This window comes from Lacticaseibacillus kribbianus, from assembly GCF_020180945.1.
GTDB classification, from domain to species: Bacteria; Bacillota; Bacilli; order Lactobacillales; family Lactobacillaceae; genus Lacticaseibacillus; species Lacticaseibacillus kribbianus.
Genome location: NZ_JAIPUL010000001.1, coordinates 574,119 through 593,794, shown reverse-complemented (window position 1 = coordinate 593,794; position 19,676 = coordinate 574,119). Strand labels below are relative to the sequence as shown.

Annotated in this window: 20 protein-coding genes; 6 read left to right on the top strand and 14 right to left on the bottom strand. The window is 63.6% G+C overall.

What is annotated here, in order from left to right; genetic code table 11:
- Positions 1–65: 65 nt before the first annotated feature.
- The 4 genes from LE416_RS02775 to LE416_RS02760 form a co-directional block, all read right to left on the bottom strand.
- Positions 66–932 carry an ROK family protein gene (locus LE416_RS02775; protein ID WP_225046968.1) on the bottom strand — a complete coding sequence of 289 codons (867 nt, stop codon included), beginning with the start codon at positions 930–932 and terminating at the stop codon, positions 66–68.
- A 380-nt stretch (positions 933–1,312) separates the two neighbouring features.
- Entirely contained in the window at positions 1,313–3,034 is a 1,722-nt protein-coding gene (ptsP, locus tag LE416_RS02770; protein ID WP_225046967.1) for a phosphoenolpyruvate--protein phosphotransferase, read from the bottom strand.
- Positions 3,034–3,300 (bottom strand): phosphocarrier protein HPr, encoded by a 267-nt coding sequence (locus tag LE416_RS02765; protein WP_225046966.1) that lies wholly within the window; start codon positions 3,298–3,300, stop codon positions 3,034–3,036. The genes ptsP and LE416_RS02765 overlap by 1 nt, the downstream gene beginning before the upstream one ends.
- A gap of 109 nt (positions 3,301–3,409) precedes the next feature.
- The gene (locus LE416_RS02760) at positions 3,410–3,601 is read right to left on the bottom strand and encodes a hypothetical protein (protein WP_225046965.1); all 192 of its coding nucleotides are present in this window, start codon (positions 3,599–3,601) and stop codon (positions 3,410–3,412) included.
- Positions 3,602–3,851: 250 nt separating this feature from the next.
- Between LE416_RS02760 and LE416_RS02755 the strand changes: the two genes are divergently transcribed.
- Positions 3,852–6,047: an ATP-dependent Clp protease ATP-binding subunit gene (locus LE416_RS02755; protein ID WP_225046964.1), complete on the top strand. Its 2,196-nt coding sequence runs from the start codon at positions 3,852–3,854 to the stop codon at positions 6,045–6,047.
- A 111-nt stretch (positions 6,048–6,158) separates the two neighbouring features.
- Here the strand turns inward: LE416_RS02755 and LE416_RS02750 are convergent, their stop codons facing one another.
- Together LE416_RS02750 and LE416_RS02745 are read right to left on the bottom strand one after the other, a co-directional pair.
- The gene (locus tag LE416_RS02750; protein WP_225046963.1) at positions 6,159–7,010 is read right to left on the bottom strand and encodes a hypothetical protein; all 852 of its coding nucleotides are present in this window, start codon (positions 7,008–7,010) and stop codon (positions 6,159–6,161) included.
- Positions 7,000–7,347: a PadR family transcriptional regulator gene (locus LE416_RS02745; protein ID WP_225046962.1), complete on the bottom strand. Its 348-nt coding sequence runs from the start codon at positions 7,345–7,347 to the stop codon at positions 7,000–7,002. The genes LE416_RS02750 and LE416_RS02745 overlap by 11 nt, the downstream gene beginning before the upstream one ends.
- Positions 7,348–7,523: 176 nt before the next feature.
- Here LE416_RS02745 and LE416_RS02740 point away from each other — a divergent pair, with 176 nt between their 5' ends.
- The 3 genes from LE416_RS02740 to LE416_RS02730 all read left to right on the top strand — a co-directional run bounded on the left by LE416_RS02740 (position 7,524) and on the right by LE416_RS02730 (position 9,777).
- The gene (locus tag LE416_RS02740; protein WP_225046961.1) at positions 7,524–8,093 is read left to right on the top strand and encodes a sugar O-acetyltransferase; all 570 of its coding nucleotides are present in this window, start codon (positions 7,524–7,526) and stop codon (positions 8,091–8,093) included.
- A 283-nt stretch (positions 8,094–8,376) separates the two neighbouring features.
- A complete protein-coding gene (locus LE416_RS02735) occupies positions 8,377–8,658 on the top strand; it encodes a DUF1827 family protein (protein WP_225046960.1) in 282 nt (93 codons plus the stop codon).
- 45 nt (positions 8,659–8,703) lie between these two features.
- A complete protein-coding gene (locus LE416_RS02730) occupies positions 8,704–9,777 on the top strand; it encodes a MucBP domain-containing protein (protein ID WP_225046959.1) in 1,074 nt (357 codons plus the stop codon).
- Between the two features lie 61 nt (positions 9,778–9,838).
- Here LE416_RS02730 and LE416_RS02725 read toward each other — a convergent pair whose 3' ends face one another.
- The 4 genes from LE416_RS02725 to LE416_RS02710 form a co-directional block, all read right to left on the bottom strand.
- The gene (locus LE416_RS02725; RefSeq protein WP_225046958.1) at positions 9,839–10,672 is read right to left on the bottom strand and encodes an enhanced serine sensitivity protein SseB C-terminal domain-containing protein; all 834 of its coding nucleotides are present in this window, start codon (positions 10,670–10,672) and stop codon (positions 9,839–9,841) included.
- 18 nt (positions 10,673–10,690) lie between these two features.
- Positions 10,691–12,265, bottom strand: a complete 1,575-nt coding sequence (locus tag LE416_RS02720) for a peptide chain release factor 3 (protein WP_225046957.1) — start codon at positions 12,263–12,265, stop codon at positions 10,691–10,693.
- A gap of 193 nt (positions 12,266–12,458) precedes the next feature.
- Entirely contained in the window at positions 12,459–13,781 is a 1,323-nt protein-coding gene (locus LE416_RS02715) for a hemolysin family protein (RefSeq protein ID WP_225046956.1), read from the bottom strand.
- A 55-nt stretch (positions 13,782–13,836) separates the two neighbouring features.
- A complete protein-coding gene (locus LE416_RS02710; protein ID WP_225046955.1) occupies positions 13,837–14,967 on the bottom strand; it encodes an AI-2E family transporter in 1,131 nt (376 codons plus the stop codon).
- Between the two features lie 86 nt (positions 14,968–15,053).
- On the opposite strand from LE416_RS02710, the gene LE416_RS02705 reads away from it, so the two are divergent.
- Positions 15,054–15,485, top strand: coding sequence for a GNAT family N-acetyltransferase (locus tag LE416_RS02705; protein WP_225046954.1), 432 nt, complete (start codon positions 15,054–15,056; stop codon positions 15,483–15,485).
- Between the two features lie 67 nt (positions 15,486–15,552).
- On the opposite strand, the gene LE416_RS02700 is transcribed toward LE416_RS02705, so the two are convergent.
- The 3 genes from LE416_RS02700 to recX form a co-directional block, all read right to left on the bottom strand.
- Positions 15,553–16,068: a hypothetical protein gene (locus tag LE416_RS02700; protein WP_225046953.1), complete on the bottom strand. Its 516-nt coding sequence runs from the start codon at positions 16,066–16,068 to the stop codon at positions 15,553–15,555.
- Positions 16,069–16,095: 27 nt separating this feature from the next.
- The gene (gene ntdP / locus LE416_RS02695) at positions 16,096–16,632 is read right to left on the bottom strand and encodes a nucleoside tri-diphosphate phosphatase (protein ID WP_225047826.1); all 537 of its coding nucleotides are present in this window, start codon (positions 16,630–16,632) and stop codon (positions 16,096–16,098) included.
- Between the two features lie 121 nt (positions 16,633–16,753).
- Entirely contained in the window at positions 16,754–17,560 is an 807-nt protein-coding gene (gene recX, locus LE416_RS02690; RefSeq protein WP_225046952.1) for a recombination regulator RecX, read from the bottom strand.
- 85 nt (positions 17,561–17,645) lie between these two features.
- Between recX and LE416_RS02685 the strand changes: the two genes are divergently transcribed.
- Positions 17,646–19,154 carry a helix-turn-helix domain-containing protein gene (locus LE416_RS02685; RefSeq protein ID WP_225046951.1) on the top strand — a complete coding sequence of 503 codons (1,509 nt, stop codon included), beginning with the start codon at positions 17,646–17,648 and terminating at the stop codon, positions 19,152–19,154.
- Positions 19,155–19,209: 55 nt separating this feature from the next.
- Here LE416_RS02685 and LE416_RS02680 read toward each other — a convergent pair whose 3' ends face one another.
- Positions 19,210–19,599, bottom strand: coding sequence for a hypothetical protein (locus tag LE416_RS02680; RefSeq protein ID WP_225046950.1), 390 nt, complete (start codon positions 19,597–19,599; stop codon positions 19,210–19,212).
- Positions 19,600–19,676 lie beyond the last annotated feature (77 nt).

Sequence of the window (19,676 nt, the reverse complement as noted above, 5' to 3'; positions counted from 1 at the left end):
CGTGGCCGTGTGTCCTGACACTCGACGAAGGCAAAAAAAAGAGCCGATTGCTCGGCTCGGTGCGGTTAGTCCGCGTAACGCTGCTTGAAATTGGCGATCGCGCCCATCAGGTTGGCCGCCTCCAGGTACTTGCAGCTTTCGACCTGCGGCGTCACATCCGCGATCTTGACGTAGGCCATCACCTGCTCGATGTGGCGGCGGATTCCCGGCAGCAGTGCCGGGTTGCGCGAGATGCCGCCGCCGACCAGAAAGAGCTCGGGGTCGTAGCTGTACTGCAGGTTGAAGATTGCCTCGGCCAGGCTCTGGTACAGGGCCTCGGTCAGCTCAACGGCCAGCTTGTCGCCGTCGTCGGCGCGGTCGAAGACGTCCTTGCCCGAGACGTTCTCGCCGCTCGCCTCGCGGTAGGCCTTGCCGACGGAGACCGCGGTGCCCTGCTCGCTGAGGGTGCGGCCGTTTTGCATCATGTAGCCGAACTCACCGCCGAGCAGGTGGTGCCCATGCTCCACGTGGCCGTCGGCGATGATGGCGCCGCCGACGCCGGTGCCCAAAACCAGCACGGCCACGCGCGACTTGCCAGCGGCGGCACCGGTGTCGACCTCTGCCAGGGCCGCACAGTTCGCGTCGTTTTCAATGGCGACCTTCAGGCCGAAGCGGCGCTCAAGCTCCGGCACGATCTCGAAGTTGTGGATGTACGGCAGGGCGCTGGCCCCTTCAATCACCCCGGTGGCCTGGTTCACTGCGCCCGGGGAGGAAATCGCGACGCCGGCGAGCGGCCCGCGGGCCTTCATGTGCGCGACCTCCGTGGTCAAAAGCGCGTAGAACCCCTCGAGGTCGGCCGGCGTCCCCGCCGCGTGCCGATCCTGAAGCGTTGTGCCGTCCCAGCGCGCGAACTTGATTGAGGTCCCGCCGATATCAATGACTGCTAATTCCATGTCTGTAGCCTCCTGCGTCTAATTGGTCGGCACAACTTGCGGCCGACCCCACCAATTCAGTGTAGCCCGCTGTGTATGCGCTGTCAAACGCTTTCGGGCGGGCGCAGGATGGCCAACGGCCACATGATGCCAAGTCAGCGCCCGGCCAAAGGACAGCGCAAGTGTTGCCCTTACGCTGCCCGGTGCCCTAAGTGCGCGCTTCTTTGCCCTGGACATCGTCGGGCTGCGAAGCGCAACGCGGGAGCGGCTTGCTACGCTGGGGTGCCCGGGCCAAAGTGCGGCCCAACCACCCCAGCTAAGCAACCCGTCCCGCTAAGTGCGCGCTTCTTCGCCCTGGACAAAAAAAGAGCCCGTCTCCGGGCTCTTCTCTCGGTCTCACCCTACTTGGTGTAGGCTTCGACCAGCTTTTTGTTGTCGTCGTTGGAGATGGAGTCGTTGAGCGCCTTGTCGGCAAGCTCTGCCATGTCCGCGGTGGACAGCCGCTTCATCAGGCTGCGGATCTTCAAAACGGAGGTCGCAGACATCGAGTACTCGTCAAGGCCCATCCCGAGAAGGATTGGGACCATGATCGGGTCACCGGCGGCTTCCCCACACATGCCGGCCCACTTGCCTTCCTTGTGCGCCGCGTCAATGACGTTCTTGATCAGGCGCAGGATGGACGGGTTGTACGGCTGGTACAGGTAGGACACGTGCTCGTTCCCGCGGTCAGCGGCCATGGTGTATTGGATCAGGTCGTTGGTGCCGATGGAGAAGAAGTCGACGTGCTTGGCGAATTGGTCGGCGAGGACGGCGGCGGCCGGAATCTCGATCATCATCCCGAGTTGGATGGTGTCGGAGACCTTAACGCCGTCGGCCACAAGCTTGGCCTTTTCTTCCAGGAAGACGGCCTTGGCGGCTTCGAATTCCTGAATGGTGGCGATCATCGGGAACATGATGCGCAGTTCACCGAACGCAGAGGCGCGCAGCAAGGCGCGCAGCTGGGTGCGGAAAATGTCCTGCTTATCAAGCGAGATGCGGATCGCACGGTAGCCCAGGAACGGGTTTTGCTCCTCTGGCAGCGGCAGGTACGGCAGGTGCTTGTCGCCCCCGATGTCCATGGTGCGCACAACCACCGGCTTCGGATTCATCGTCTCGAGGACCTTCTTGTAGGCCTCGAACTGATCGTCTTCCGTCGGGAGCTCTGCGGAGTCCATGTAGAGGAACTCAGTGCGGTACAGGCCGATCGCCTCGGCACCGTTAGCCAGGACCCCATCGAGGTCCTTCGGCGTTCCGATGTTGGCGGCGATGTCGAAGTGCTTGCCATCGGCGGTCACGGACTTGGCGGTCTTGAGCAGCGCCCATTCGGCCTTCTGGTCGGCGTAGGCCTTGGCTTCCTTCTCGGATGCCGCAACCTGGTCTTCCGTCGGGTCGATGGTGATGTCGCCGGTCAGGCCGTCGACGGTGAGCAGCTGGCCCTCCGTGACGCTGGTCGTGATCTCTTGGGTCCCAACGACGGCTGGGATTTCAAGGGAGCGGGCCATGATGGCGGAGTGCGCCGTGCGCCCACCGATATCGGTGACGAACGCCTTGACGTACTTCTTGTTCAGCTGAGCAGTGTCGGACGGGGTCAAGTCGTGGGCAACCACGATGACCTCGGAGTCGATCAATGCCGGGTTCGGCAGCGGGCGACCAAGCAGGTGCGCCAAGATGCGCGTGGCGACGTCGCGGATGTCCGCGGCACGCTCCTGCATGTACGGGTTGTCTTCCATCGCCTCGAAGGTGGCGATGAACATATCGGAAACCGACTTCAGTGCGGTTTCGGCATTGACCTTGTCGTCTTTGATCTTGGATTCGATCGCGCCGGTGAACTCCGGATCTGCCAGAATCATCATGTGTGCGTCGAAGACTTGCGCCTCTTCTTCACCCAAAGATTCCGCCGCCTTGTCGCGGATGATCTTCAGCTCGCCGTTACTTTGGTCCAGTGCGTCGTGCAAACGGTCGATTTCTTTTTCTGGATCGTCAATTGTAGACTGAGAAAATGACAAATCGGGTTGCACTAACATGTAGGCCTTCGCAGTCGCGATGCCGTCACTAGCAGCGATCCCTTTGAGTTGCTTTGTCATTAGTCAGACAGACCTTCCTTTTTCATCGTTTCTTCGATGGCGTTGATGGCGTCGGCTTCGTCGGCACCTTCAGCAGAGATGGTCACGTTGGCACCCTGGCCAACGCCGAGGGACATCACGCCCATGATGGACTTCAAGTTGACGCTCTTCCCCTTGTATTCGAGGTTGATGTCGGAGTTGAACTTGCTTGCTGCCTGAACCAGCAGGGTTGCTGGGCGGGCGTGGATCCCTGTTTCTGCAATGACATTAAATTCGCGTTTTTCCATGAGTAATCTGCTCCTTCGCATAAATAATCAGTTCCGAATAGAATGGACAATTCTATCTCTTGTAAACCTTACCATCATTCCGTTTTCACGGCAAGTCTGAAGTCGCTTTTTAATCTCCCGACCCGGATTTGTAATGGTAGACGATGTTACCGCCGCGCTTGGCCTGGCCCACGATTTCGTCGCGGTTCGGGTAATCGGTCCAAACGGCGCGAAACGCGCCGAACGTCTCCGGGGTTACCTCGATCTCGCTTCGCTTGCCAGCGCGTAGGTCATCCATCATCTGCTGATAGTCCGGTGCCATTCGCCTGCCTCCTTTGTGGCGCCAGCCTTTGCAGTTGACGCGCTTTGACGTACAAGAATATGCTAGCATTAAGCGGCTGAAACCGCAATCAAAACCGATAAGAAAAGGGTTTCGCCGAAATTTTTAGCACTCTCCAAGTTAGAGTGCTTGCAAATCCTGCCGACTGTTGTATACTAGTCCTTGGTCAAGAAAGGTCAAATCTTTTTTGACAAGGGGGCGTCCCCCCCCACAAAGAAAGGTCGTGATCGCGATGCTATGTGAGAACTGTCATCAAAATCCAGCGACCATCCACCTGTACACCAGCGTGAATGGTCAACGCCAAGAGATCAACCTGTGCCAAAGCTGCTACCAGCAGCTGAAGGCGCAAGCAGGAGGTTCTATGAATCCAACCAATGCAAGTAACGACCCGTTCGGCTTCAACAGCTTGGACGACCTGTTCAAGGCGATGAGCCAGGGCCAGGGTCAACCACAGCAGGGCCAGCCAGACGCCCAGACCCCACCGACCCAGGCCGGCCGCGGCGGCAACAACCGCGGCAACGGCAACAACGGGGTTTTGGCCCAGTTCGGCGTCAACCTGACCGACAAGGCCAAGAACGGCGAGATCGATCCTGTCATCGGCCGCGACGCCGAAATCGCGCGGGTGATCGAGATCCTGAACCGGCGCACCAAGAATAACCCCGTTTTGATCGGCGAGGCCGGCGTGGGTAAAACCGCGGTGGTCGAGGGCCTGGCCCTCAAGATTGCCAACGGCGACGTGCCGGCGAAGCTTCAGGATCGCCAGGTCGTCCAGCTCGACGTCGTGTCGCTGGTTCAGGGTACCGGCATCCGCGGGCAGTTCGAGCAGCGCATGCAGCAGCTGTTGACCGAGCTCAAGAAGAACCCGAACATCATCCTGTTCATCGACGAGATCCACGAAATCGTCGGCGCCGGCAACGCCGAGGGCGGTATGGACGCCGGCAACGTGATCAAGCCGGCGCTTGCGCGCGGCGAGATGCAGCTGGTCGGTGCCACCACCAACAACGAGTACCGCCAGATTGAAAAAGACAGCGCCCTGGCCCGCCGCCTGCAGCCCGTCACCGTCGACGAGCCGACCGAGGCGGAAACCGTCAAGATTCTCGAGGGCATCCAAAAGCGCTACGAGGACTACCACCACGTGCGCTACACCCCAGAGGCCATCCAGGCCGCCGTCACCCTCTCCAACCGCTACATCCAGGACCGCTTCCTGCCCGACAAGGCCATCGACCTTTTGGACGAGGCCGGCTCGCGCAAGAACCTGACCATCACCGTCGCCGACCCGAAGACCGTGCAGGCCAAGATTGACGACGCCGAGAAGCAAAAGCAGGCCGCCCTGAAGCAGGAGGACTACGAAAAGGCCGCGTTTTACCGCGACCAGGTCACCAAGCTCCAGAAGATGCAGGATCAGCAGAAGCAAGACGCCAACGCCGACACCCCGACCGTGACCGACAAGGACATGGAGCGCATCGTCGAGCAGAAGACCAACATCCCGGTCGGCGAGCTGCGCAACCAGGAGGCCCAGCAACTCAAGGACCTCGCCGCGCACCTCGAGGCCAACGTGATCGGCCAGGATCAGGCGGTCGACAAGGTCGCCCGCGCCATCCGCCGCAACCGCATCGGCTTCAACAAGACCGGTCGCCCGATCGGCAGCTTCCTGTTCGTCGGCCCCACCGGTGTCGGCAAAACCGAGCTGGCCAAGCAGCTGGCTAAGGAGCTCTTCGGCTCCCAGGAGGCGATGATTCGCTTCGACATGTCGGAGTACATGGAAAAGTTCAGCGTGTCCAAGCTCATCGGTTCCCCTCCGGGCTACGTCGGCTACGAGGAGGCCGGCCAGCTGACCGAGCAGGTGCGGCGCAACCCGTACAGCCTGATTCTGCTGGACGAAATCGAAAAGGCGCACCCGGACGTGATGAACATGTTCCTGCAGATTCTGGACGACGGCCGCCTGACCGACAGCCAGGGCCGCACCGTTTCCTTCAAGGACACCATCATCATCATGACCTCCAACGCCGGCTCGACGGATGCCGAGGCTAACGTCGGCTTCGGCGCCTCCCTTTCCGGGACCACCAAGAGCGTGCTGGGGCAGCTGGGCAACTACTTCAAGCCCGAGTTCCTCAACCGTTTCGATGACATCATCGAGTTCAAGCCGCTGGACAAGGACGCCCTGCTCAAGATTGTGTCCCTCATGATCGACCAGACCAACGCCAACATCCACGACCAGGGCCTGACGATTCACGTCACCGACCCGGTCAAGGAGAAGCTGGTCACCCTGGGCTACGACCCCGCGATGGGCGCGCGGCCGCTGCGCCGCGTGATCCAGGAGCAGATCGAGGACCGCGTCGCGGACTTCTACCTCGATCACCCGCAGGCCAAGGCCCTCGAGGCGCGCATCAGCAACGGCGACATCACCATTTCCGAGGCCACCGCTTAGCCCCGCACCACGACAAAAACCCCGCCAACCGAGCATTCGGTTGGCGGGATTTTTTGCGTCTGCAAGCCGCGTGGTGGCAGCGCAGGCGTCAGCCCACGACGGCACCCGACCTCAACGGTGCTTGCCCGCCCGCCGCTGGTGGACGATCAGCCAGGCGCTCCAGACGAAGTAGCCGAGGACAAGCGGGACCATGATGGCCACAAGCCAGCCGGCCTGCGCCTGCGTCATGGACGTGCCGCTGTCCTGGTAGTACTGCCGCACCAGTGCGTTGGCGGCAAACAGCGCAAGCATCAAAAGCGTCGGCACCATGACCCCAACCGCGCGGGCCCGCACCGTCCAGCGCGCCACCCAGGCGAAGGCCGCCACGAAGCTAACGGCGATCAACCCCCAGTCCCACGGCGCCGGCACGGAAATGGCCGGTCCGGGCTGGCCAACCGCCAGCGCGATGGTGACCGCGGCCCAGGCCGCCCAAAGCGCGGCGAGCGCCGCAAGCCAGCCCCACCACCCCGGGCGCTTGGCGAAGGCGATGGCGACCGTCCAGCGCGCGGTCAGGCTCATCGCAAGCGCCGTTGCGGCAACCACGCCCGCCACCGCCACCAGGTGCAGGGCAAGGCCGGGCTGGCGCCCGGCCGCGCCGATCACAACGATCAGCCACCCCAGCCCGCACACGGAAAGCCCGCCGCGCAGGAACGTGGGCCAGGGCAGCGGCGAAAGCTCCCGGAGAATCGCCTTGACCATGCCCCGCGGGTCTTGGCCGAAGTACTCGGCCGCCGTGCCGCCCGCCGCCTCCGCATCGCGCAGGTCCTGCGCCATCGCCACGAGCTGGGCGAGCACGGCCGCCCGGTTGCGCGTCCAGCCCATCACCTGCATCTCAAGCCGCACCCGACCGAACCATCCGCGGTCGGCTTCGGTCATGCCGTTTTGAAGCGCGTCGAGCTGCGCCTCGGTCTCATCATTGGTCATTATTTTCCTCCTGTTGGGCCGCATCGGCCAGCACCCGGGCCACCTGGGCGCCGAACTGCGCCCACTCCGCCTCAAAGGCGAAAAGCCGCGCCTCACCCTGGGCCGTCAGCGCGAAGTACTTGCGGGCGGGGCCGTCCGGCGACTCGCGCTGCGACCCGACTAGGTCCCCGCTCGCCTCCAGCTTGGCCAGAAGCGGGTAAAGCGTGCCACCGGCAATGGAGGTGAAGCCGTAATCGTGAAGCGCCTGCATCAGCGCGTAGCCGTACGTCGGGGTCTTGGCGAGAATCGCCAGGACGCAGCCCTCAAGCACGCCGTGCAGCAACTGTGTCTGTTTCATTGTGCCTCCTAGTTAGTCATCCTGACTAGTGCAGTCTACCGCCGCCGCACTAGTTTGTCAACCTAACTAGTGACTTGGTATACCACTGGCGCCCAACTTCTTGACTCGGCCTTCCTTGCCCGGCCCGCGGCAGCATGGGACAATGGAAGTGAACCCGATAAGGAGGTCGATTCACCATGTCAGAGAAGGAAAAATCGCTTGCCGGCCAGCTGTACCAGCCGGGCGACGCCGCGCTGACCGCAGAGCGCGACGTCACGATTCAGAAGCTGTACGATTACAACCACCTCCACCCGCTGCAGCGCAGCGAGCGCGCGGCCGCGCTTGCCGACCTGCTCGGCGGCGTCGGCAAGGGCTGCGTGATTGAGCAGCCACTGTTCACCACGTACGGCAGCAACACCACCGTCGGGGACAACTTCTTCATGAACGTCAACGGGCGCCTGATGGACAGCGGCCGCATCACCATCGGCGACAACGTCTTCATCGCGCCGGACTGCGCCCTGATCACCGAGCTGCACTCGCAAAACGTGCCGGAGCGCATCCAGGGTCTGGAGTACACCCGCCCGATCACCATCGCAGACAACGTGTGGCTGGGCACCGGCGTCAAGGTGCTGCCCGGCGTCACCATCGGCCGCAACACCGTGATTGGCGCCGGCAGCGTCGTCACCCACGACGTCCCGGCCAACGTGATGGCGGCAGGCGTCCCGTGCCGCGTGATCCGCGAGGTCGCGCCCGAGGACCGGGCGTAAGCCAATCGCCGCAGGCATCCAGCAAACGCGACTCGCCCGCCGAAATGCTCCCGGCTGCGCCCTGATCATCGTCGGGCTACGCCGGGCAGCGGCGGCGCGTCTAGCTTATACCGGAACTCGGGGCATAGACCGCCCCAACTTCCGGTCTGGCGCTACCCGCCCGCCGAAATGCGCCCGGCTGCGCCCTGGGTTCCAGAAAACCCACCGGATTCGCCGTCGTTTGTGGAATTCCAGCGTGAAATCTTATATAATTTAAGCAGATAGAAGAACGGGGGCACACAATATGCGCTTGATTGATATTACCAATAGCTACCCGCACTTGGTTACGCAGCAGCTGGCCCACACCGATGCGACCTTCATCAAGGTCTTCTCACTGGGCAACGTGACGGTCATTTTCACCAAGGCCCCGACACACAACGAGCTGCTGTTCACAAGCGATTCCCGCAACATCAAGGACGCCGAAATCGCCTTTGCGCTCGAGAAGCTCTGCGGCGTCGCCTTCAAGGACGTGACCGTGATTCGTGGCGACAAGCTCGCCGAGGTCACGCTGACGACCAGTAACTAAGCAACGCCGGCCTACGCCGGCGTTTGTTGTATCAAGGAGACCTTCATGGGATTATTCGCCAAACTTCGCGCCTGGCTGCGCCCGCAGCCGGTCAAGGCGCCGACGCAGGCACCACGGTTCGACCCAACCGAACACAAGCAACCGGAGCGCCGCACCGTCAGACCGGCGGATCCGGCGGTCGCGGTGCCTGCAACGGTGACGCCGCGCGAGCCCGCCGTCACCGGGCCCACCGCGCCGCGCGTGCGAGTGTCCGTGCGCTTCTGCACGCGTGCCGGCCAGCCACTGCAGGCCCCACTCAGCCTGGCCGGACCGATTGGCGGGCCGCTTGGCGTGAGCGTGCCGCTGATTGAGGGCTATGTGCTGACCGAGATCGTCGGCTTCACCGCAACCTTCCCGGACGCGCCGCGCACCATCACCTACCTCTACGAGCCGCGCGTCGCCGCGCCGGTTCTGGTCTACCACCGCGAGTCCGGGGGGCGGCTGCTGGCCCCGCCCGAGGTGTTAATCGGCAAGCTCAACGCCGACTTCACCGCCCGCGCCCTGCCGGAGCTGGCCGACCACGCAGACCAAGCCGAGCAGACCGGGCACTTCGCCGTGACCAGCCAGCGCCTGACCTTCACCTACAACCTCGCGCGGCTAACCCCGGGCACCCCGCCCGCCGCCGCCTTCGTCGAGCTTCTGGCGGCCAAGGCGACATTCGCCGCGCCAGACTTCAACCAGCCGCTGGCCACGGACCTACCGGCGCACACCTTCTGGCGCGTATTCGCGCTAGCACGGGAGCACTCGGGCCAGGTCTGGCTGAACATCGGCGGCGCCCAGTGGCTGACGGCCGAAGACACGCGCCCGCAAAGCGCCGACCCGTTCCGGCTGGCGGCGTCCGCTGCACCCGAGCCGGACGCGCGCTTCGCGTTCACCACCACGCCAGACCGCCGCGCCGCCACCATCGTCGGCGGGGCCAACGGGGTCACCCAATGGGCCGAACCCTACGGCGCCGTCCTGCCGCTGCGCCTGGCTCCCGGCACGCGGGTGATGGTGATCGCCTCGGTCACCGCGGAGAACGGCAGCGCCTGGCTGCGCCTGCAAGATGACAGCTACATCCTGGCGCGCTACGCCGAGTAGCGCCGCCCACGCAAAGAAAACCCCACCGGATAAATTTTTCCGGTGGGGTTCTTTGTCCTGATTAGGCCTGGTAGGCGGGCTTGCCGCCCTCGACCAGCTGAGTGGAGTCGTCGTCCAGCGGGGCGGCAGTCATGCCCATCGCCGCGTCCTCACCGAGAACCCCGACGGCCACGGCGTTGAGCGCATCGATCAGCGCCTGCGTCGCGTCCTCAGACTGGTCCGGAGCGTCGATGATCAAAAGCAGGTGCGACTGATCGGCGAAGTCCAGCTGCCGCAGCCAGGCGCGCTTGATCTCCTGGTGGTCGGCCAGCTCGGTCTCAACCGCCAGCCACAGGCCGGCCGGTACGGTGCTTGGCTCGGACACGGCCACCTGAGCCTGGTCCGGGTGTTCCTTGCGCGCGTTGGCCTGGGCACCGAGGTCGGCCAGTGCCTCGCGGTCGAAGTTGATGTTGTCATCGAACGGGTTGATCACAAGCCCGGCGACGTCGGAGTTGTCGGTGATCAAGGACGCGATGTCGAGGAAGCCGACCGGGATGACCGCGGACTTCGCCACGTTCTCCTCCAGGCCGTTGGCGTTCCAGTTGTCGTACATCTGGTTGACGGACAGCCAGTCGGTGAACAGCGGCTGAATCTTCTCGTCCTTAGTGGTGGTCAGAAGCGGGAACTGGAGCTCGGCGTCGTTTGGCACCGTGGTATCCCCGTTCGGCGCGATCTCAAGCGGGTCGTCGGACATCACCACCATCAACAGCGTGGCACGCTCGATCAGCTCCTCGAGAAACTCGCTCATGTTGTCCTCGGTGTTGTCCAGGGAAAACGAGCGCCACTTGGCGAGCAGGTCGTCGTTGGTGATGGCGTGAACGGAGCGCGTGTTCTCATCGTTTTGGTTTTCAGTCATGGTTGGCTTCCTTTCTGCTTACAGCTTGGCGGTTAGCGTGACGTCCGGGTACTTGTCGGCGAACCAGCGCATGGCGTACTGGTTCTCAAAGAGGAAGAGCGGCTGGTCGTGGACGTCCTTGACCAGCAGGTTGCGGGAGCTCGACATCCGCTCGTCCAGCTGGCTCGGGTCGATCCAGCGCGCGACGCGGCTGCCGATCGGGGTCATCACGACCTCGGAGTTGTACTCGTTGAGCATCCGGAACTTGAAGACCTCGAACTGCAGCTGGCCGACCGCACCGAGGATGTACTCGCCGGTCGCCAGGGTCCGGTACAGCTGCACGGCGCCTTCCTGCACCAGCTGCTGCATCCCCTTGTGGAAGGATTTTTGCTTCATGACGTTCTTGGCGGTCACGCGCATGAACAGCTCCGGCGTGAACTGCGGCAGCGCCTCGTACTCGACAGGTTCCTTGCCGGCGTAGATGGTGTCGCCGATCTGGAAGTTGCCGGTGTCGTACAGCCCGACGATGTCGCCGGCCACCGCGGTGGCGACCTGCTCGCGGGCGTCCGACATGAACTCGGTCGCGTTGTTCAGGCGCAGCGGCTTGCCGGTGCGCTGGAGCGTGACGTCCATGCCGCGGTCGAACTCACCGGCCCCGATGCGGACAAAGGCGATGCGGTCGCGGTGGTTCGGGTTCATGTTGGCCTGAATCTTGAAGACGAACCCGGAGAAGGCCGGATCCGTCGGCGCAAGCTCCCGCCCGTCTTGCAGCACGTGGGCCCCGGGCTCGGGCGCCAGGTCGACGAAGTGGTTCAGGAAGGTCTCGACGCCAAAATTGGTCAGCGCGGAGCCAAAGAACACCGGCGTCTGGTCCCCCTTCATCACCTTCTTGAGGTCGAACTGGTTGCCCGCGTCGTTGAGCAGCTCGATGTCGCCCAGCGTGTCCTGGTAGATGGACTCGTTGACTAAGGGCTCGCTTGGGTCGAGCTTGCCGTCCGTCAGCGGCAGGTAGCGCTCGCCGGCCTCGTTTTCGCGGTAGAGCTCGATGCGCGAGTCGACGCGGTCGTACAGCCCGACCAGGCCCTTGCCCATGCCAATCGGCCAGTTCATCGCGTAGCCCTCGATGCCCAACAGCTCCTCGAGCTCGGCAATCAGGTCCAGCGGCTCGCGGCCGTCGCGGTCCAGCTTGTTCATGAAGGTGAAGATCGGAATGCCGCGCTTCTTGACGACCTTGAACAGCTTTTTGGTCTGGGCCTCGATCCCCTTGGCGGAGTCGATCACCATGACCGCCGCGTCGACGGCCATCAGGGTGCGGTACGTGTCCTCGGAGAAGTCCTCGTGCCCGGGGGTGTCGAGGATGTTGATGCGCTTGCCGTGGAAGCCGAACTGCATCACTGAGCTGGTGACGGAGATGCCGCGCTGCTTTTCGATCGCCATCCAGTCGGACTTGGCGAAGTGGCCGGTTTTCTTGGCCTTGACGGTCCCCGCCTCGCGGATCACGCCGCCGAACAGCAGCAGCTGCTCAGTGATGGTGGTTTTCCCGGCGTCCGGGTGCGAGATGATCGCGAAGGTGCGCCGCTTGGCGACGGCGTCCTTTAATTCTTGTGGTTTCATTGTAATTCCTTTCGTGGTGCGAAGCGTCGGTTACCGGCCCCTGATCTACATCCGCGTCTCCTCCGTGCAAAAAACCCCTGCGACTGCAAGGGCTGTCTATTGTTCAATTATAATGAATGAACGCCTGCGTGGCTAGGGGCGCGCCGAAATACTTTGGCGCGCCGCCTTGCGGGGTGTCCCGGTCGGTTGCGGGCTACTCGCCGTCTTCAACCGGAGCGGCGGCGATGTGCACCCGCACGTCGACCAGCCGCGGCCCCGCCATCTGGCCGGTGGTCAGCGTCATCCCCTGCCCGAGGTCCAAGCGCTCGGGTTTCGCGTTGGTCGGCAGCGCGCCGAGGCGGGTGATCACAAGGCCCGCGACGGTGTCGACGTCCGGCTCCTTGAGCGTGCGGTCGAAGTAGTCGTTGAAGTCGTTGAGCGTCATGCGCCCGGAGACGAGGAACTCGCCCTCGGCAAGCCGAGTGACCATCACGGTGGCCGAATCGGACTCGTCGTCGATGTCGCCGACGATCTCCTCGATCAGGTCCTCAATGGTGACCAGCCCGACCACCCCGCCGTACTCGTCCAGAAGCACCGCCATCTGCTGCTGGCGCTCGCGCATGGTCAAAAGCAAGGCCGGCACCGCGATGGTTTCGGGCACGAACAGGGGCTTGGTCATCACGTCCTCCAGCCGCACGTTCGCAAAACCGACGCGCCGCGCCTCCTTCAGCAGGTTCTTGATGTGCACGACGCCGATTACGTTGTCCTTTTCCCCGCGGTAGACGGGGATGCGCGAGTAGATATTGGCCAAAATCGCGTCGATCGCAGCCTGATCCGGAATGTCTGCGGACACCATGAACGCGTCGATGCGCGGCACCATGACGGAGCTGGCCAGCTTCTCGTTGAGGCCGATGATGCCCTCGAGCATCTCGTACTCGTCGGCGTCAATCGCCCCGCTCTGCTTGCCGGACTCGGTCACCGACACCATCTCGTCGCGGGTGACCTGGTTCTCGTCTTCGCTCACCCGCAGCGGGGTCAGGCGCATCAGCAGGTTGGTCGACGCGGCCAGCAGCCAGACGAACGGCCGCATCAACAGGCTCAGCACCCCGATCGGGCCGACGGCGGCCTTGGCCACCTGCTCGGTCCGCGCCAGCGCCAGGCGCTTGGGGTACAGCTCGCCGAACACCAGGGAGACGTAGGACAGCAGAATCGTGACCAGCACCACCGAAAGCTCGCGCGCCCCTGGCACCGGCAGAAGCGGCGCGAGGCGGGCGGCGATGGTGGTCGCCGCCTGGGCGGACGACAGGAAGCCGGCGAAGGTGATGCCGACCTGAATCGTCGCCAGGAAGTTCGTCGAGTCGGCCAGAATGGCCAAAAGCTTAGCAGCCTTCCGGTCGCCGGCCTTGGACTGCGCGGCCACGCGGCTTCTTGAAAGCGACACCACCGCGATTTCCGACGCGGCAAAGCAGGCGTTGAGCACCGTTAGCAACGCGATCAGCCCCAGCTGGGGCCACAGACTGGCAGGACCACTGTCCATCGTACACACATCCTTTGGGAATTTTCATTGAGTATAGCAAGGCAACCGCCCGAATTCAAGGACGGCGGAAGCGCCGGGGCGCAATCAGCGCCGTTTTTTGCTGCTCGCGGTGGAAGCGGTAGAGCTCCAGCGCGTAGGTGACCAGGGTCTTGGCCACCGCGTACACCGGCACGGCCAAAATCGTGCCCATGATGCCGTACAGGTTGCCGGCGAGCAGCAGCAGCACGATGATGGTCAGCGGGTGAATCGCCAGGCGCCGGCCGATCACGTTGGGGTAGATCAGGTTGCCGTCGGTCTGCTGCACGATCAGCACCACGACCACCACCAGCACGACCTTACCCCAGCCGGACGCCGCCGCGACGGCCAGCGCCGGGGCGATGCCCAGGTACGGGCCAAGGTAAGGAATGATGGTGAAGACCCCGGCGATGAAGCCGAGCAAAAAGGCGTAGGGCAGGCCGATGATCAGGTAGCCGATGAACGTGAAGGTGCCGACGAAGAGGCACTCGATGGCCTGGCCGGCGATGTAGTGCGACAGGGTCTCCCCCATGCGCGTGAACACCGTCGCGATTTCGTCGGCGTAGCGGTCCGGCAGCAGCTTTTGCACCGCCGGCACCAGGCGCTCCCCGTCCTTGAGCATGTAAAACAGCATCACCGGCACGGTGATCACGTTGACCACCACCGACGCGACGCTGCCGATCAGGCCGGGCAGTCCGCTGGAGAAGCTGCCGAGCACCGTGTTCAACAGCTTGCTCGGCTGCACCTTGAGCTTGGCCACCACGGCCTCGACGTCGAACTGCTGGTACCAAGAGTAGCGCGCCAGCCGGTGGACGAACGCGCGCACCGTCTCCAAAAAGTCCGGCAGCCCGGTGATCAGGGCCGTCACCTGGCTGATCAGGTTGGGGATGATGGCGGCGACGATCAGCACGGCCCCCGCAAGGACCGCAACGAACACCAACGCGATCGCCCCGCCGCGCGGCAGGTGCAGCCGCATCAACAGCTTGATCAGCGGGTTGAACAGGTAGTAAAGAAAGCCCGCGGCGATCAGGGGCACCATCAAGGTCGAGAAGAACGCGGCGACCGGCGTGACCAGAAAGCTCAGGTGCGACAGCGCAATCAGGAGCAGCGCGACGATCAGCGCCTCAAGGGACCAGTACATCAGCTTGGAGCGGCGCAGTTTTTCGAACATTCTCTCTCCTCCTTTGGTGCCACCGGGTGGCCGCAATGTTATAATAGCAGCTAACTTTGAGAAAATAACGAAAGATGTGACCCAATATGGAATTTAATGTCACCCGCGACCTGCACTCGACCACCTACCAGGACGCCCTGGCGATCCGGCAGACCGTCTTTGTGGAAGAGCAGCACGTGCCCGCCGACTTGGAGGTCGACGCAGACGAGGCCCGCGCCATTCACTTCGTCGCCTACGAGAACGGGCTGGCGCTGGCCACCGCGCGGCTGTTGCCCGAGGACTACGGCTACCACGTGCAGCGCGTCGCCGTGCTTCGGCCCTACCGCCACCACGGCGTCGGCGAGGCCCTGCTGGCCCACCTCGCGGAGTTTGCGACTGCGCACGGCGCAACCGCGCTTAGGCTTGGCGCCCAGGTGCAGGCCATCGGCTTGTACATGCGGCTGGGCTACCAGCCGACCGTGCGTCCGGAGTTCATCGAGGCGGGGATCCACCACCGCGAGATGCAGCTGACGCTATAATCGACAAAGGGGGACAATCCGAGCCGAGTCGGATTGTCCCCCTTTGTCGTGACCGCCAAGCGGCCGTCTAGTCGAACTCGTCGTAGCCCTCGAGCTCGTCGAGGTTGATGTAGAGCTTGTACTGAACCGACGACACCTGGCCGTCTGTGAGGTCGTAGCGCTCGAAGTAGTACGGGTGCGTGGTCTGGCCGATGTGCGCGGGCAGCGGGAAGCCGGCCTTTTCAAGCATCTCCAGACCCTTGTTGAAGCTGGTCTGCACCGGCAGCTGGTTCAGGATGCCCGACGCCTTGGCTTCGGTCTGGCCGATGGTGCCGGCCGGCATCTGGAAGCACTCAAACCCCTCAGGCGCCACCGCGTCGTCGGGCAGAATGCTGCCGATCCAGTACTGAAACTGGCCGTACGGCGAGAAGATCACCATGTAGCTACGGTTGGGCGTGTCGGTCAAGGCGTCCAGCGGCGCGAACCAGTGGTTGTCTTCGAACTCGGTCCAGCAGGGGTAAAAGGTTCCCATCTGGTCGCTGTCGACCACCGTGTAGACCTTGCCGATGAACTTTGCCGGGGTTTGATTCAATAGTGCTGTCATGGTGTCTCCTTTCCCTGCCGGAGTGGGTCAGACCCGGTGGGATAGCTGTAAGTAACGGTTGTACCAAAGGTCGATGTAGGCCTGAGAGAACGGGCCCTTGCCGTGGTTGATCCAGTCGACCAAAACGCGCACGTTGGCCTTCAGGATGCGGTCCGTGGTGGTCGGGTACTGCCACTTGCGCCGGTGGGCCTCGTACTCATCGACGTCCAGCAGGCGTTTTTCCCCGTCCGGGAAGACCTTGACGTCCAGGTCGTAGTCGATGTACTTCAGCGCCTCCTGGTCCAGGGTCGCGGGGCTTGCGAGGTTGCAGTAGTAGGACACGCCGCCCTCGCGAATCATCGCGATCACGTTGAACCAGTAGTGCTTGTGGAAGTACACGATGGCCGGCTCCCGCGTCAGCCAGCGGCGGCCGTCGGACTCGGTGACCAGCGTGTGGTCGTTGCAGCCGATCAAGGCGTCCTCGGAGGTCTTGAGCACCATGGTGTCGCGCCACGTGCGGTGCAACAGCCCCGGGTGCTTGTAGCTTTGAATCGCGATGTAGTCGCCTTCCTTGGGGATCCGCATAGTCAACCAGCTTTCACTTATTCTGAGTTCAGTATAACAAAAATTCGCGGCCGCGCAAAACGGGGCCGGTGCACCGACCCCGGGACGCCTGGCATCGCCCTCATGAAACCGGGACACGCGCTCAGGCGTTGGCGTCCGCCTCCTCAAGCGCCGCCACCGCCGCATCGATTGCGTCGAGCTCGAAGCCCTGGCGAAACAGCGCCTGGCGCACGCGGTTGCGGCGGTCGTAGCCCTCATACCGCCGCTTGAGGCGCCACTGCTTGGCCGCCGCGGCCTCAAGCGTCGTGGCCTCAAGCGCGGTGTCGCGGGTCAGGTCAAGTCCAGCCAGCGCCGCGCTGCTCTGGTCTTGATCGAAGCCCTTTTGCATCAGGGCTAGGCGAATCTTTTGGCGCCGGTCGTTCAGGGGCTTGCGCTGGGTCTGCCGCGCCGCCTTCTCCGCCACGCGCGTCGCGACTGTCGCCCAGTCCGCTTCGGGCACCTCGGCGATGGCGGCCTGAATCAGCGGCTGCGGCACGCCCTTTTGCGCCAGGGCCGAGGCGACGAGCTTGGGGCCGCGGCTGCCCATCAGCGCGTTGTCGTGCAGGAAGGCCCGCGCGAACTTGGCGTCGTCCAGGTAGTTCAGGTCGACCAGGCGCTCAATCACCGGCGCGATGGCGGACTCCGGCAGCTCCTCCTTCTTCAGCCGGCGCCGGACCTCGGCGACGGTGCGCATCTGGTGGCTGAGAAAGTCCAGCGCCAGGCTGTTGGCGGCGGCGTCGACCTCCGCGGCCTTGATCGCCGCCTCGAGCTTTTCGTCCACCACCATCCCCTTGGCCAGCATGAACTGGATCAGCGTGGTTTCGCTGACGGGAAAGGCGTACTGGCCGTCGAGAAAAATGTTATAGCGGCCGGGCCGCTTCTGGGCGCTGATGCTGGTGATTGTGGGCATGACGGGTCCTTTCCGCGCACCGAACGGGGTTGGTGCGCCGTGCGTTTATGTTATACTATAAGCAATTTCAACGGAGGTGCGCGGCGTGTTCGAGGATAACTTTTTTGATAAGCGGGCCAGCACGAACTACCGGGTGTTTCGCTACCTGAAGGCGCTTGAGGCCACGAACTTCACCATCAACCGGCTGGCGCGCGAAAGCCGGCTCAGCTACTCGCAGACCTACAACGCCTTTCAAGACATCATGGTCTCGCTTCAGCTGATGCAGCACCGCACGATGGCCGACCTCAACGAGGCGGACTTCGCCGACGTCGGGGCGGCCGTGTCGGTGGACACGTACCGCTTCCACCTGCTGTCGGACACGGTCGCCTACGCCTTTTTCGACCGGCTGTTCACCGTGCCGGGCTTCGACGCTCACGCCTTTTGCCAAGACAGCGGGGTCAGCCTGCCGACGCTGCGGCGCCGCATCGCGCCGTTTCGCGCCTACATGGCGCAGGCCGGCGTGACGCTCAACCCGACCACCTGGCGGCTGGAGGGCTCGGAGCTGCGAATTCGGCTGCTCATTCTCACCTTCTACCAGATGGCCTACCGCGGCGTGGGGTGGCCCTTCTCAACCGCCGCGTACCGCCAGGCGGTGGCCGACCTGGACGCTTGCAACGCCGCGGACTCGCGCTGGTTCGACGCGTCCGCCCAGCCGACCAAGCTCGACCTGATGGTGCTGGCAATCCAGCGCCTGCGCCTAGCAAGCGGCCACCCGATCGCGGTCAACCGCCGCTTTCAGGGCATCATCGGCGACGCCGGCATGACGCTTGCGCCCCTGATTTATACCCCGGCGACTTTTCCCGCACTCGATTCACCGACACTTGCGGCCGAGCGGGACTTCTACTACTTCTGTCGCGTGCACTTCCTGTCCTTCAACGCGACGGTTACGCCGATTCAGGAGCGGATTATGGCCGCCTTTGCCGTGGGCGACCACGCGATCAATCGCTTCGCCGGCGGGCTGATGACCGCCCTGATCGACGCCACCAACCCGACCATGCGCGAGGCGGCGCCGTCCTGCCACGCCGTTTTGGCCGTCAACCTGCACCGCATGGCACTGTCGAGCTACGTGACCGACGGCGCGTTCGCCAAGCGGCTGGACTTCATGCCCGACCTCGGGGACCGCGCGGAAAACGGCGCCCTGCCACGGCTGATTCAACGCTTCTTCACCGGGCTGACGCCGGGCGACCCGGCGGGCCTCTTTCGGCCCTACTACCAGGCGATGCACCGCGACCTGTACCGCATCATCGCCCCCGATTTCCCGGGGCTCAACGCCGACCACCTGCTGACAGTTGCGGTGTTCGTCGAGCCCGGCACCTTCGTCAGCCGTGACCTGCTTCAGTTTCTGACCGGGCTCGACTTCGTGCGTGTGCTCGACCCGGCGGCCACCGAGCGGCCGGACCTCATCATCAGCGGGCTGAGCGACACAACCATGCTTGCCGCCCATTACGGCGAGGACGCGCTGGCCAACATTCAGCTGGTGCCATGGGCCGAGTGGGCCGACGACAACGACTTTTTCCACCTGATGACCGTGCTGCAGCTGGCACGCCGGGCATGATGGCGGAACTGACGCAAGCGGGCGAGCCCATGGACTCGCCCGCTTGCTTGTTGGGTTAGCGCTTGCGCCCGTCGTGCCACGGCACGGCCGCGTAGCCGGTGAAGTAGTTCAGGACCTCGTAGCCGATCAGGGCCACCACGACAATCACCGACAGCCAGGTGTTGTCGACCTGCTTGAGCAGGTACAGGCCGCCTGCCAGGATCATCATCGCGGCGACGAAAATGATCTGCAGCTGCTTGTTGGGCACCACGGCGAACTCGGCCTGCGGTGACTGGAACGCAATCTGGTGCGTCTTGGTGAAGCGGCCGACGCGGAAGGTGACGGCGTCGCCGCGCCGCACGGCAAGCTCCAGGCTTTGGCCCGGGGTGAGGACGTGCTCCTGACCGTTGTGGGTCACGAACACCGGCGCGCGCATCTGGCCGTTTTGCGGGTAAGTGATTAACATGTTGAGCCTCCTGGATGTGGATGGCTCCATTATACCCACTGATGAACTTTCGTGCCAACCGCGGCTGGATTACGGCT

Coding starts and splice junctions, on each gene's coding strand:
- LE416_RS02735 (WP_225046960.1), top strand. CDS start 8,377: ATGCGCTTGATTGATATTACCAATAGCTACCCGCACTTGGTTACGCAG.
- LE416_RS02680 (WP_225046950.1), bottom strand. CDS start 19,599: ATGTTAATCACTTACCCGCAAAACGGCCAGATGCGCGCGCCGGTGTTC.
- LE416_RS02775 (WP_225046968.1), bottom strand. CDS start 932: ATGGAATTAGCAGTCATTGATATCGGCGGGACCTCAATCAAGTTCGCG.
- LE416_RS02765 (WP_225046966.1), bottom strand. CDS start 3,300: ATGGAAAAACGCGAATTTAATGTCATTGCAGAAACAGGGATCCACGCC.
- LE416_RS02750 (WP_225046963.1), bottom strand. CDS start 7,010: ATGACCAATGATGAGACCGAGGCGCAGCTCGACGCGCTTCAAAACGGC.
- LE416_RS02705 (WP_225046954.1), top strand. CDS start 15,054: ATGGAATTTAATGTCACCCGCGACCTGCACTCGACCACCTACCAGGAC.
- LE416_RS02710 (WP_225046955.1), bottom strand. CDS start 14,967: ATGTTCGAAAAACTGCGCCGCTCCAAGCTGATGTACTGGTCCCTTGAG.
- LE416_RS02760 (WP_225046965.1), bottom strand. CDS start 3,601: ATGGCACCGGACTATCAGCAGATGATGGATGACCTACGCGCTGGCAAG.
- LE416_RS02730 (WP_225046959.1), top strand. CDS start 8,704: ATGGGATTATTCGCCAAACTTCGCGCCTGGCTGCGCCCGCAGCCGGTC.
- LE416_RS02700 (WP_225046953.1), bottom strand. CDS start 16,068: ATGACAGCACTATTGAATCAAACCCCGGCAAAGTTCATCGGCAAGGTC.
- LE416_RS02720 (WP_225046957.1), bottom strand. CDS start 12,265: ATGAAACCACAAGAATTAAAGGACGCCGTCGCCAAGCGGCGCACCTTC.
- LE416_RS02755 (WP_225046964.1), top strand. CDS start 3,852: ATGCTATGTGAGAACTGTCATCAAAATCCAGCGACCATCCACCTGTAC.
- ntdP (WP_225047826.1), bottom strand. CDS start 16,632: ATGCGGATCCCCAAGGAAGGCGACTACATCGCGATTCAAAGCTACAAG.
- ptsP (WP_225046967.1), bottom strand. CDS start 3,034: ATGACAAAGCAACTCAAAGGGATCGCTGCTAGTGACGGCATCGCGACT.
- recX (WP_225046952.1), bottom strand. CDS start 17,560: ATGCCCACAATCACCAGCATCAGCGCCCAGAAGCGGCCCGGCCGCTAT.
- LE416_RS02715 (WP_225046956.1), bottom strand. CDS start 13,781: ATGGACAGTGGTCCTGCCAGTCTGTGGCCCCAGCTGGGGCTGATCGCG.
- LE416_RS02725 (WP_225046958.1), bottom strand. CDS start 10,672: ATGACTGAAAACCAAAACGATGAGAACACGCGCTCCGTTCACGCCATC.
- LE416_RS02740 (WP_225046961.1), top strand. CDS start 7,524: ATGTCAGAGAAGGAAAAATCGCTTGCCGGCCAGCTGTACCAGCCGGGC.
- LE416_RS02745 (WP_225046962.1), bottom strand. CDS start 7,347: ATGAAACAGACACAGTTGCTGCACGGCGTGCTTGAGGGCTGCGTCCTG.